Source organism: Viridibacillus sp. KH_047 (genome assembly GCF_057838945.1).
Map to the genome: position 1 here is coordinate 256169 of NZ_CM174479.1, position 12858 is coordinate 269026.

Below are 12858 nucleotides of genomic sequence, written 5' to 3' on the forward strand. Positions count from 1 at the left end.
TAAAATATTTTTAAAAAAAGAAACTTTCTATCTACTTAACCGTATAACTTATTGTAAGGAAAATAACATAAGTATGAGAGGTGAGTCTAATAGAACTGTTTGGTATAGCAATCCAACAAGTATATTTATATTCCCTAATAATTCTTGCAGTATGCATGGTCTTATTTTTATTTTTTGGAGATGTAATTGATGGTGTTGGAGAAGGTATTCCGTTTTTTAATCCAGCGGTTATTCTTTCTTTTCTAACATTCTTTGCAGCAATTGGTTTCATCTTTGAAAGTTTAACGTCATTTTCTAGTATCGTGATCATCGCATTTGCAACAATTATCTCTACCGTATTAAGTGTATTGCTCTATTTCTTTATCTTATTACCACTTAAGTCAGCAGAAGTATCAATGGCGTATACAGATGAGTCATTGGCAGGGCAACTTGGTAAGGTAATCGTACCTATTCCTGTTGATGGGTTTGGTGAAGTTGTTATTGAAACTGTAAATGGTTTAATTTCAAAACGTGCTGTAGGTTTTGATAATGAAGAAATTGAGTATAACCAACATGTCCTTATAGTAGAAGTAAAAGAAGGCACGGTGTATGTCAGAGCATATGAGCCGATGTTTTCAAAATAGATTAAAGGGGGAAATGAAATGGATTTTGGGAATATAGGGTTATTAGTCGTAATAGGAATTGTAGCTTTTGTTTTATTAGCGATTATAGGTGTTTATGTCACGAAATACCGAACAGCAGGTCCAGATGAAGCGCTAATCGTAACTGGTAGTTACTTAGGATCAAAAAATGTACATACAGACGAATCAGGTAATCGAATTAAAATTATCCGCGGTGGTGGTACATTCGTACTTCCTGTATTCCAACAAGCAGAACCATTAAGCTTATTATCTAGTAAACTAGAAGTGACAACACCTGAAGTATATACAGAGCAAGGTGTTCCAGTAATGGCGGATGGTATTGCAATCATTAAAATCGGCGGTTCTATTTCTGAAATTGCGACAGCAGCAGAGCAGTTCTTAGGAAAACCTAAAGAAGAACGCGAAAATGAGGCGAAGGAAGTTTTAGAAGGTCATCTACGTTCGATCTTAGGTTCTATGACAGTTGAAGAAATTTATAAAAATCGCGATAAATTCTCACAAGAAGTTCAACGTGTTGCATCACAAGATTTAGCCAAAATGGGTTTAATCATCGTTTCATTTACAATCAAGGATGTACGTGATAAAAACGGTTACCTTGATTCATTAGGGAAGCCAAGAATCGCACAAGTAAGACGTGACGCTGATATTGCAACAGCAGAGGCAGAAAAAGAAACACGTATTAAACGTGCTGAATCAGATAAAGAAGCGCAAAAAGCAGAGCTTGAACGTGCCACTGAGATTGCAGAAGCAGAAAAAGAAAACCAATTAAAAGTAGCTGAATTCCGCCGCGAGCAAGATGTCGCGAAAGCCCGTGCTGACCAAGCATATGAGTTAGAATCAGCTAAAGCAAAACAAGAAGTAACAGAACAGGAAATGCAAGTTCGTATCATCGAGCGTCAAAAACAAATTGAATTAGAAGAAAAAGAGATTCTTCGTCGTGAGAAACAATACGATTCTGAAGTGAAGAAAAAAGCCGACGCGGATCGTTATGCAATAGAGCAAAATGCAGCAGCAGAGAAAATGAAACAATTAGCTCAAGCCGATGCGGAGAAATATAGCATTGAAGCAAGAGCGAAAGCTGATGCAGAAAAAGTACGTTTAGATGGTCTTGCAAAAGCTGACTCAGAACGTGCACAAGGTGAAGCCGAAGCAGATATTATCCGTCTTAAAGGTCTTGCAGAAGCCGAAGCGAAACGTAAAATTGCCGAAGCATTCGAACAATACGGCCAAGCGGCGGTGCTCGATATGGTTATCCACATGATGCCTGAGTATGCGAAACAAGTTGCTAGCCCGCTTTCAAATATCGACAAAATAACAGTCGTTGATACAGGAAGTGGTGGTGAAGGCGGCGGTGGTGCTAACAAAGTCACTGCTTATGCAACCAACTTAATGTCTACACTACAAGAATCACTAAAAGAAACATCGGGTATCGATATGAAAGAGTTAATCGAAAATTACTCAGGCAAAGGTACTATCCGCCCAAGTATCGAACGATTAGCAGATGAAGTACAAGGTAAGTCAAATGCATCTACAACTGAAGTTATTGAATCTAAAGAAGAAGCTTAAATGAAAGAGCTGGCTCATGAAAATGAGTCAGCTTTTTATGTTTAAAAAGAAGAAGACTTGTTTAACAATATAGAAAATCTTACTGCTTAATATTAATGTTGCTTATTTGTCATACAAGTTTTGATACTTATTAAGGTACAATAGGGGAAAAGTGTATGAAGGGGTTATTAGCTATGAAATTTAAATGGTTTACGTTATTACTAGCTGGTTCTATGTTATTGACTGCTTGCAGTAGTGGTGAGGACAAGGCAGATGAGCCGGTAAAGCAAGAACAACACAATGAAGAAGCGGGACATCAACACACTGTAGCTAACGGTGATATTCAAGAGACTACAGCTTCAGCAGAAGTTCTACCAAGCTTTTTAGATAAACAATCTGAAGATTTGAAGCTTGTTTATAAAGCGACAGGTCAAGCAACGGAGATTTTAAAATGGATACCTTGCTACTGCGGATGTGGAGAAAGTGCTGGCCATAAAAGTAATATGAACTGCTTTATTAAAGAAGTAAAAAAGGATGGCTCAATCGTTTGGGATGATCATGGAACACGATGTGTAGCTTGCGTAGAAATAGCAATCCAATCAATTAAAATGGCGCAAGAGGGTAAGTCATTAAAAGAGATTCGAGATGTAATTGATGACGCTTATAAAGAAGGTTACGCTAAACCGACGCCAACACCAACACCAGCTTAATATGATTTTCAATCCTTGTACAAGCTTTTGCGTGCAGGGGTTTTTTAATATCTCTTATGGCAAACAGCATTTAAGACATTCTAATAAGAAAGCGTTATCATAAATGGTGGAAAGGTAATAAGTTTCGTATGAAAACAAGGGAGATGGATGACTTTGGATTATCGTATTGAACATGATTCTATGGGAGAGATAAAAGTACCATCAGCACATAAATGGGGAGCTCAAACACAGCGTAGTAAGGAAAATTTTAAAATTGGTACAGAACAAATGCCAATTGAATTTATTTATGCGTATGCACTTCTAAAAAAAGCAGCAGCTACTGTTAGTGCTGAGCTTGGTAATCTGTCACAAGTTAAGGCAAATGCCATTGTTCACGCAGCTGATGAAATTATTGCAGGTAAATGGGATGAAGAATTCCCGCTTGTTGTGTGGCAAACGGGTAGTGGTACGCAAACCAATATGAATGTCAATGAAGTGATCGCTCATCTTGGGAATGCATATTTGCAAAAACAAGGTAGTGATGAAAGACTGCACCCAAATGATGATGTTAACAAATCTCAAAGCTCTAACGACTCTTTTCCGACAGCTATGCATATTGCAGCTATTACTGTTGTTACGAATGATTTACTACCAGCTCTACAAGAGATAAAAGCAACATTGCAGGCGAAAGCTGAGCAATTTAAAATGACGATTAAAATTGGCCGTACGCATTTGCAAGATGCAACACCTTTAACACTGGGGCAAGAGATAAGTGGATGGTTGCATATGATTGAGAAATCAGAGCAAATGATTAAGCAAAGTAAAGAACATTTACTAGAGCTTGCGATTGGAGGAACGGCAGTAGGAACGGGTATCAATGCACCTAGTGAATTTGGTGATAGAGTAGCTAAAGCTTTAGATGAAGAAACAGGACTCCATTTCATTTCATCTGAAAATAAATTTCATGCGCTCACAAGCCATGATCAAATTGTTCATGTGCATGGTGCTTTAAAGGGCTTGGCAGCAGATATGATGAAAATTGCCAATGATGTTCGTTGGCTTGCAAGTGGTCCTCGAAGTGGTATTGGCGAAATCACTATTCCTGAAAATGAACCGGGTAGTTCGATTATGCCTGGTAAAGTAAACCCAACGCAATGTGAAGCTGTTACGATGGTGGCGACTCAAGTTATGGGCAATGATGTGACGATTGGAATTGCAGCTAGCCAAGGGAATTTTGAACTCAATGTATTTAAGCCTGTTATTCTATATAACTTCATGCAATCTGTCAGTTTGTTAAGCGATGTTATCCGAAGTTTTAACGAACACTGTTTAGTAGGCATTGAGGCAAATGAAGAAAAACTAGACCATTTTGTGAAAAATTCACTTATGTTAGTGACCGCACTTAATCCACACATTGGTTATGAAAATGCAGCGAAAATAGCGAAGCATGCACATAAAAATGACCTAACATTAAAAGAAGCAGCTCTTGAAACAGGATTATTAACTGAAGCTCAATTTGATGAAATAGTAGACCCAGTGAAAATGATTCAATTTTAAATTATAATATTAAAAAGCCTTGTACTACAGCAGAAGAAATACTGCTGAGTGCAAGGCTTTATATTATTTAATATAGTGATTACTTACAAGGTCTTTTTGCATAACATTTGTTGGGATTTTGAATTTTACAGCACCCATATAGCCTGGTGCAACCTCATATTGATCAAAGTAGATAATAAGCTCATTATTCTCTGTAATAGTGAAGTTTTGATCTGCTTTAATTTTGTCAAAGCCATTGTTTGCATCTGATTCTCCTGCAATAAAGTAGGTTTTCTCAACATCATCAGCCATTTGTTTACGCATTTCATCTTTAATATAATTTGAGATGGTTTCGATATATTCATTGTCTTTGAATAGACTTGGTAAAGTAATGAGTAATTCATTCTTCTTGTCTATTGTATCGTTGTGAATTGTCTCATAACTTGAAGCTTGTGTTTCTACTGTATAACGACTAATTGAAAGTAAATTTTCTGTATCTGTTAATACTTTATAGCCGGCGTCTACCCCTAAGTGTCCCCCGCCTTGTTCTTCAATTTTGGCCATTTTCTTTTGGAACTGAGCAAATAGCTTGGCATTTTCTTGCTCGTATTTTGAATTCAATGTTGCTTCCAATTCTTTGTTCTCAAGGCCCGTAATTTGAGGAGTTGAAATGTTAGCTTGCGAATCGTCATTACCATCAACTATTTCATTAATAGTGATAACTTGGACAATTGAATTTAAGACAGGAATGTTAGACATTGATTGTGCAAAGGCTGGACTTATGTTTACACTACCTGCGAATAATATTGCAGCAGCTGCAGCCCCTAATCCAAAACTTTTAAAAGGGTTCATTTTTTTTCGTTTATTGTTTTTCATTGGGTTAGCTTCCTTTATAGCTGTTTGGACAACAAAATCTAGTTCTTCAGGAATTTCAATATCGTCGAATTTTTTTTGGGCGTCGTTAATTTTACTCATGATTCCACATCCTCTTTCATTTCTATGCGTAGCTTACGCAATGCGGCATAAAGCCTTGTTTTAATTGTGTTGCTATTTTCCCCGAGCATTTCGGCAATATCATCGATTTTCATATCCTCGAAGAAGCGCAATATGATAATGGTTTTGTAAGTAATGGGTAAATGATCAATGGCTTCATATAAATCTAAATCATGTAAATTAATTTCTTGGTTGGGTAAATGAAAATCTAGAATTTCATCTGGAGAGGCGATTGTTCGTTTGTTTCTCTTTATATAATCTATGGATGTATTGATTAAAATACGGTAAAACCATGTTTTAATATATTCAATTTGTTCTATATTATCGATTGATTTGAGTGCTTTAACAATGCTCTCCTGTACGATATCTAGTGCATCTTCTTTGTTTTTGACATAGCTAAATGCTAGTCGGTAATAAGAATGCTGATTTTCTATTATAAATGCTTCTACAAGCTTGTATTTTTCCTCTTTTGTCATGACCAGTTAAACTCCTTCACAAATATAGCGTATCGCGAAAACACTACGATATTTTGACTTGGAAGTACCTCGAAAAGTTTGCTTCTATCACAATTTAATTTGAAAACCTTAACGCCACTATATCTAATCTTAAGAATTTCTTCATCTTTATCCTTCTTATTACTTAAGAATCTATGTATATACTTAGTTTCAGTAAGTAAATGGAGAGGGGCTAAAATAAATTGATTGAAATAAAAAATGTGAGTCATACATTTGCAATAGGAAAAAAAGGTAAAGAAAAGAAAGTGCCAGTATTGAAGGATTTATCATTCGATGTGGCAAAAGGAGAAATAGTTTCAATTGTTGGTAAGAGTGGGTCTGGTAAATCGACATTGCTGAATACTATTGCTGGTTTTATGACGCCTGAATATGGGTCAATTGTTATCAACGGTCAAGAAACAGCATCTATGAATGAAGTTACTCATGCACAGTTCCGATTAGAAAATTTCGGATTTATCTTTCAAAATTTTCAGTTGATGCCTGGTTTAACGGCGTTTGAAAATATTGAATTACCGCTAAAGATTAAAGGTATTCCGTCTGCAAAGAGGAAGGTAAAAGTAAAAGAATTATTACAACAAGTAGGATTGGAAAATGTTTCAGACCATTATCCAAATGAGTTATCAGGTGGGCAACAACAACGTGTTAGTATTGCCCGAGCATTAGTAACTAATCCACCAATATTATTAGCGGACGAGCCTACGGGTAGTTTAGATTCGGAAACAGAGCAAGATATTCTGCTCCTTATTCAAAGTCTCAACAAAGCACTGAATTTAACGTTTGTCATCATAACGCACGATGAAGAAGTTGCGAACATTGCACATCGCAAATTCCGAATGCACGATGGCGAATTAGTGAAGGAGGGGCAGTAATATGTTATTTAAAGATCAAGTAGATTTTGTTAGACAACATTTAAAGAGAAATAGACTGCGAGTATTTACAACTGTACTAGCTACAACTATGGGATGTGCATTTTTAATCGTCTTAGCATCCATCGGTTTTGGGTTACAAGGTTCGATGGAAAGAGAGATTTTAACAGACCAAGCTGTGACTGAAATTCAAGTATATGAAGATGGACAGAATAAAACAAATGTAGATGCTATACGTAAAATGGATAACGTCAGAGCAGTAATTCCAAAAACTTCTGCTGAATTATTAGCAAATGTAAAGTTTGAAAATCGTGCAAACTCTGTAAATGTAAAAATGACTGATTTTAAAGAAGAAGAAAAGGTTGGTAGAAAGTTATCGGAAGGTCGTTTGCCTCAAAACTCAAATGAAATTGTAGTAGGCTATCATTTTGCTGAAAATTTATTATCAAAAGCAGATTTGAAAGAGCAAGAGATGTTAAATGAGAAAGCTTCTGAAAATAATACAGCTGTATCTGAGCAAGTAAAGAAATTTGGTTATAAGGAATCTCTAGTAGGTAAAACAATTTCAGTAAAACTACAAACTTATGAAAGTGAAAAGCCAATTAATAAAGAATTAACTTTCAAAGTTGTTGGTGTAACAGAGAAACCAGCGAAAGAATGGGATATTCAGAATTTAATTCTATTTAGTAATGATCTAAAAAGTGACTTTTATAATATTTATAAATCATCTGTGAAAGATTCAAAAGATGTTAAACCTGAAGAAAATATCTTATATACAGAATTAAAAGTACATGCAACGAATTTAGAAGCAGTAAAAGGTGTAATTGCCAAATTGAAGGACCAAGGTTTAAGTGTTTACTCAATTACAGAGCAGTTGGATGAAATTAATGTTATATTCTTAGCATTTAAAGTAGGTTTAATTTTTGTAGGGACGATTGCGGTTTTAATCGCTTCTATTGGCATTTTCAATACAATGACAATGGCAGTAACTGAACGCACACGTGAAATTGGCGTTATGAAAGCGATTGGAGCAAGTCCAAAATTAATCCAGCGATTATTCTTAATGGAAAGTGCTTGGATTGGGATTATAGGAACAGCAATTGCAATTGTTATTTCATATGGCATTAGTTTCTTATCGAACTGGCTATTACCGATTATTATTGATATGGCTACTGATTCAAATCAATTCCAAGAAGCGGATATTGTGTTCTCACATATTCCATGGCAACTCATACTTGTAGCTTCAGTAATTAGTATTGGAGTAGCATTACTTTCAGGCTGGAGACCAGCACGTAAGGCTACAAAAATTGATGTCATCCAAGCTTTGAGACAGGAATAATAATTATAAAAAGAGCGATTGGCCATTAGGCTAATCGCTCTTTTTGATAGTTTCAGTAGATATGATTTACCTCACAAAGTTACTTGCAATTTACAAAAAAATCCCCTGAACCAAATATTGGAACAGGAGAAATTGTTAGTTGAGATATTCCTTTAATTCTTTTTCTAAGAAGGGTTTTGCAGATAAAAATTTAGTAAAGGCATCATAGCGTGCCTTTTGAATAACTGTTGGTTTTTTACCTGTGAAGTATGCGCGAATTAATATGTTCTTTGGTGTATTCTCCATATCGATAAATTCTAGTAGCTGTGTTTCATAACCAACAAGTGTTAAAATCTCAGCACGGATAGAGTCTGTAGCTAGTGCAGCAAATCGCTCTTTTACTAAACCATGTTGAAGCATAATATCGAGTGGTGAAGATTGAATTTGAGTATTTAATTCATGTTGGCAGCAAGGAACACTCAAAATCACTTTCGCTCCCCATTTTACTGCACGAGCTAATGCCATATCTGTAGCAACATCACATGCGTGTAAAGTAACGACCATATCGACAGCTGTTTCATCATTATAGTCATTAATATCACCTACCAAAAACTCAAGCTGGTCATATTCTAGATCCTGGGCGATCTGCGCACAATGCTCAATGACTTCCTTCTTTAAGTCTAAACCTGTTACACGAATATCTAGACCTTGCTCAATTTTTAAATAGTGATAAAGTGCGAAAGTTAAATACGATTTACCTGATCCAAAATCGAGTATACGAATGGTACGGTCTTTTGGTAAATAGTCGAGTGAATCGTGGATAAATTCGATAAAGCGATTAATCTGTTTGAATTTATCGTATTTTTGCTTTTTCACTTTACCATCAGCAGTTTGCACCCCTAGGCGGATAAGGAATGGATAAACAGTGTCAGGATCTAACAAGTAATTTTTTTTGCGATTATGTGAAAGGTCGACCGTTTTATTTGCTGTTTGTTCAACTTTCCAAAGTACTTTGTTTTTCTTGGATAGTTGGATTTGTATATTCTCACTAGTGAATTCTCCATGGAACTGACGGTATTGCTCAAATAGCTCATTAATCGTCAGTTCAATAGAAGATAACGGTATATTTTCGTGCTTTAAAATACGTTCATATTGATATTCAAGTTGAATATGATAAATACCTTTTAGTTCAATCGGCTTTAATTTAATACGTTTAATTTCATTTGATTTTGTACGTGGCTGGCTAATTGTAGCAGCTACTAATTCTTTATTTAACAGTCGTTGCAATAACGCTTGTGTCATTTCTTGATAATCCATTGTTACTCGCCTTCTTTATTGTTTAATAGTTGGCATTAGTGTACCATAATTCGCCCTCATCAAAGAATAAAAGAAGTTGAGGAATTATTTTTCATCAATGTATGAAAGTGTTTTGCCTGTCCAACCAAATATAATTGTTAAGATTGGTGATAACAAACAGAAGAAAGCAAATGGCAAGTACGCCCAAGTTGAAACACCTAATACATTGGTGATGAAAATACCACATACACTCCAAGGAACGAGTGGGTTTACAACGGTACCTGCATCTTCCATTACACGTGCAAGGTTTTTACTTTTCAAGCCAACCTTTTTGAACTGTGCCTGGAATGCCTCACCTGTTAGTAAAATAGATAAGTATTGTTCACCAATTAATGTGTTAATACCGATCGCTGTAACGGCTGCACCTGTAATAACAGAGCCAGTACTTTTAAAGAAGCTTTCTACTTTTGATAATAGTGCTTGCACGATACCAAGAGTGAACAACAAGCCACCCATACTAAGTGCTAAAAGGACAAGTCCGATTGTGAACATCATGCTATTAATTCCGCCACGTGACAGTAGGGAATCAATGTCTTCAATACCTGTAGTAGATTTGAAGCCGTTAAATAGAATGTCCATTACTTCACTAAATCCAAATTGTGTATGGAAATAAGAAACGATAATAGCTGCAATAGAACTAATTGCTAATGTTAAAATGGCTGGTGTTTTTTTCAATGTTAGAATGATAAGAACAACTAATGGAATAAGTGTATACCAATGAATTGAACCTGTTTGAATCAATCCACTTTGGAAAACATCAATCTTCTCTGCATGTTGCAATTCCTTGTTTGGTGAAATAATCCCGTAAATAATAAGTGAGATGAAAAATCCGGGAATAGTCGTCCATCCCATGTTTTTTATATGTTCAAATAGATCTACACCTACAATGGATGATGAAAGGTTCGTCGTATCAGATAGAGGTGACATCTTATCACCAAAAAAAGCACCTGAAACGATAGCGCCGGCAGTGATTGCTAAGGAGATATCCATTGCGCTAGCCATGCCGATAAATGCTACACCAACTGTAGCAGTAGTTGTAAGTGAGCTCCCAACTGCAAGCCCAACAATACAAGTAACAAGAAATACAACAGCATAAAAGAAGTGTGGTGTAATTGTTTGGAAACCTAAGTAAATCAGTGTCGGGATGGTACCACCCATCATCCAACTACTAATTAAAATACCGATAAAGAAGAAGATGAAAATAGCACTTAAACCTGCTTTAGAACCTTCGACTAGACCTTCTTCTAGGTGTTTATAAGAAACTTTTTTGATTGAGCCGTAAGCGATTAGCAATAAGATACTCATAATAATTGGTATATGAGGTACTGCATCAAATTTAGCAATACTAATTCCCATTGTGGCAATAATGATGCCTACGAGAAGTAATGCTTCAAAAAAAGATGGTGTGATTTTAGATTGAATACGAAACATGGAAATCCTCCTATATATTAAGATGGCATAAAAAAATCCTTCTATCCCTATAAAAAGGGACGAAGGAGAACTCCGCGGTACCACCCTAATTGTTGAATAATTGAATCCAACCACTTCATTTAAAACGAGTATCTAATGGTGTAATTCATCTATAATACAGACCTAAGTTTGCACCAATTACTTAGTCTCTAATTGCTGTCTGTAAAATACCTACTATGTCCATCACTCGTAATATTCACTTTGTCGCTTCAACGCATTGAAGTTAATAAAAATTCTACCACGTTTGAGTATATAGTCAATAGATTTGACCTAAATATATTGTTTGAAACAGTATTTTTATATCTTAATTAGAAAGAAAGTCTATTGATAGTGTATTTCAAGGTATACATAAGTTACTCATAAAAAAAACTATCGGCAAAGTAATGCCGATAGTGGAGAAGAAAGTAGACTAGGCTTTTATCGAATTTGCCACTTCATATGTTTGGTTAACATACCTAGCTATTTGAGCTTGTTCCTCTGTTAAGTTTAATAAGGTCGCATTTAGCTCTTCAAGAGCTGCAGTACTTTCCTCAATAACCGCAGCAAACTCAGTAGTACTTTGTTGAATAGTTTCGGAGTTGCCCTCTATTTGCGTCATATTAGTCAAAAGTTGGGTCATTTGTTGTTGCAATGTGTCCATAGTTTTGTGTAGCTCATTGAAGGCGGTTGTAGAATGTTCAGCCTCAGATACTTGTTTGTATATCTTGTTCATTCCATCCTCTAATTTAGTGAGGGTTACTTCATTATATTCATTAACATTACGTAAGTTCGAATCAATTTTCACGAGTGTTTCATCCGTTACACTAGCAAGTTTTCGAATTTCATCTGCTACGACAGCAAAACCTTTCCCATGTTCACCAGCACGAGCTGCTTCAATGGATGCGTTTAATGCTAGTAAGTTCGTTTGCTCCGTAATTTGACGAATGGCTACTGTAAATGAATTTGTTTCAGAAATTTTTTCTGTTAAATCTTTGAAAGCCATACTTAAATCGATAAAGAACTTTGTGAAGTCATCGATATCATTCTTCATAACTTGCATCCGTGTAGCACCATTCGTTGCTTGGGTTCCCGCCTGGCTAGATTGTTGTACGGCCTCTTTCAGTGAAGTAGAGATGTTACGGATTGTCTGTGCTGTAGCTTCTGAGTTTAGTACGATATCTGAAATCCGATCAGCTTGTTGTTCAGAACCTGCGCTAATCTCGTTAACAGCAATAAGCATTTCTCGTTGTGCAGCTGTCGCACTGTTAGTATTCTGTGTGATGCTTTGAAGATTTGCTGTAATCGCTTGAACTGAAGAAGTAAGTTTGTCCATCAACAAAGTTTCCTGATGTGATTTCGCTTCTAATTGTTCATATAGTTCAGCGTTATTATTTGAGTTATGTGTATTTTGATGGATTTGTAAAAAGACTGCAATACCAGACAGGAAGTGCACAAGTAATAAGTTTTGATATTGATCAGACATTATATCCACTTGTTCAAAACATATTTTGTTAAAGACCATCGAAATAGCGCTTAAAAGGTAACCAAAGATCAGCAACTTTTTACTTGAATGAATACTAGATATCATTATTAAGAAAAAAGATAATGCTATAGATCCTAATGAACTAACACCTTCACCAAGTATTGTGCCTATGATAGTGAAGAAGATCATTAATAGAATGAAGTATGGAAAGAAGCGTTCGAAAATCACTAATTTACGTTCAATAAGAAAAGAAATTAATACGAGTGCAAAAATACTTCCTATCACAAGTTTGACCATAGGGTGTGAGTCGAAAAGTAATTGTGCTAGAAAACCTACGCCTGTAGTGATAATTGTTACTAGGAAAATAAAAAAATTCTTTCTCTTCCAATCTGCTTTAGATAATAATTGCATGTTCATAGTAAAGGATCTCCTTAAATATATTATTTTTAATTGCTGTAGTTAGGTAT

The 12858-nt window shown here is 35.6% G+C and carries 11 protein-coding genes; 6 read left to right on the forward strand and 5 right to left on the reverse strand.

Features of this window, described 5'->3' with window-relative positions; all coding sequences use genetic code 11:
- Positions 1-89: 89 nt before the first annotated feature.
- The 4 genes from AC3IS5_RS01390 (at position 90) to fumC (ending at position 4432) form a co-directional block, all read left to right on the forward strand.
- On the forward strand, positions 90-623 hold the full coding sequence (locus AC3IS5_RS01390) for an NfeD family membrane protein (protein WP_489427796.1): 534 nt from the start codon (positions 90-92) through the stop codon (positions 621-623).
- 18 nt (positions 624-641) lie between these two features.
- Positions 642-2207 carry a flotillin lipid rafts scaffold protein FloT gene (gene floT / locus AC3IS5_RS01395; protein ID WP_489426257.1) on the forward strand — a complete coding sequence of 522 codons (1566 nt, stop codon included), beginning with the start codon at positions 642-644 and terminating at the stop codon, positions 2205-2207.
- A 173-nt stretch (positions 2208-2380) separates the two neighbouring features.
- Positions 2381-2896: a PCYCGC motif-containing (lipo)protein gene (locus tag AC3IS5_RS01400; RefSeq protein ID WP_489426258.1), complete on the forward strand. Its 516-nt coding sequence runs from the start codon at positions 2381-2383 to the stop codon at positions 2894-2896.
- A 153-nt stretch (positions 2897-3049) separates the two neighbouring features.
- The gene (fumC, locus tag AC3IS5_RS01405; RefSeq protein ID WP_489426259.1) at positions 3050-4432 is read left to right on the forward strand and encodes a class II fumarate hydratase; all 1383 of its coding nucleotides are present in this window, start codon (positions 3050-3052) and stop codon (positions 4430-4432) included.
- A 63-nt stretch (positions 4433-4495) separates the two neighbouring features.
- On the opposite strand, the gene rsiV is transcribed toward fumC, so the two are convergent.
- Entirely contained in the window at positions 4496-5386 is an 891-nt protein-coding gene (gene rsiV / locus AC3IS5_RS01410; RefSeq protein WP_489426260.1) for an anti-sigma-V factor RsiV, read from the reverse strand.
- Positions 5383-5880: an RNA polymerase sigma factor SigV gene (sigV, locus tag AC3IS5_RS01415; RefSeq protein ID WP_489426261.1), complete on the reverse strand. Its 498-nt coding sequence runs from the start codon at positions 5878-5880 to the stop codon at positions 5383-5385. The genes rsiV and sigV overlap by 4 nt, the downstream gene beginning before the upstream one ends.
- A gap of 221 nt (positions 5881-6101) precedes the next feature.
- Between sigV and AC3IS5_RS01420 the strand changes: the two genes are divergently transcribed.
- A complete protein-coding gene (locus AC3IS5_RS01420; protein WP_489426262.1) occupies positions 6102-6788 on the forward strand; it encodes an ABC transporter ATP-binding protein in 687 nt (228 codons plus the stop codon).
- A 1-nt stretch (position 6789) separates the two neighbouring features.
- Complete coding sequence (locus AC3IS5_RS01425) at positions 6790-8124, forward strand: ABC transporter permease (RefSeq protein WP_489426263.1); 1335 nt, start codon at positions 6790-6792, stop codon at positions 8122-8124.
- 135 nt (positions 8125-8259) lie between these two features.
- Here AC3IS5_RS01425 and AC3IS5_RS01430 read toward each other — a convergent pair whose 3' ends face one another.
- From AC3IS5_RS01430 to AC3IS5_RS01440, 3 genes are all read right to left on the reverse strand, one after another.
- Positions 8260-9420, reverse strand: coding sequence for a class I SAM-dependent methyltransferase (locus AC3IS5_RS01430; protein WP_489426264.1), 1161 nt, complete (start codon positions 9418-9420; stop codon positions 8260-8262).
- Positions 9421-9504: 84 nt separating this feature from the next.
- On the reverse strand, positions 9505-10890 hold the full coding sequence (nhaC, locus tag AC3IS5_RS01435; protein ID WP_489426265.1) for a Na+/H+ antiporter NhaC: 1386 nt from the start codon (positions 10888-10890) through the stop codon (positions 9505-9507).
- Between the two features lie 448 nt (positions 10891-11338).
- The gene (locus AC3IS5_RS01440; RefSeq protein ID WP_489426266.1) at positions 11339-12808 is read right to left on the reverse strand and encodes a methyl-accepting chemotaxis protein; all 1470 of its coding nucleotides are present in this window, start codon (positions 12806-12808) and stop codon (positions 11339-11341) included.
- Positions 12809-12858 lie beyond the last annotated feature (50 nt).

Bases quoted from the DNA above. Each gene is read 5' to 3' on its own strand.
- floT (WP_489426257.1), top strand. From the start codon at position 642: ATGGATTTTGGGAATATAGGGTTATTAGTCGTAATAGGAATTGTAGCT.
- AC3IS5_RS01430 (WP_489426264.1), bottom strand. From the start codon at position 9,420: ATGGATTATCAAGAAATGACACAAGCGTTATTGCAACGACTGTTAAAT.
- AC3IS5_RS01400 (WP_489426258.1), top strand. From the start codon at position 2,381: ATGAAATTTAAATGGTTTACGTTATTACTAGCTGGTTCTATGTTATTG.
- nhaC (WP_489426265.1), bottom strand. From the start codon at position 10,890: ATGTTTCGTATTCAATCTAAAATCACACCATCTTTTTTTGAAGCATTA.
- sigV (WP_489426261.1), bottom strand. From the start codon at position 5,880: ATGACAAAAGAGGAAAAATACAAGCTTGTAGAAGCATTTATAATAGAA.
- AC3IS5_RS01425 (WP_489426263.1), top strand. From the start codon at position 6,790: ATGTTATTTAAAGATCAAGTAGATTTTGTTAGACAACATTTAAAGAGA.
- rsiV (WP_489426260.1), bottom strand. From the start codon at position 5,386: ATGAGTAAAATTAACGACGCCCAAAAAAAATTCGACGATATTGAAATT.
- AC3IS5_RS01440 (WP_489426266.1), bottom strand. From the start codon at position 12,808: ATGAACATGCAATTATTATCTAAAGCAGATTGGAAGAGAAAGAATTTT.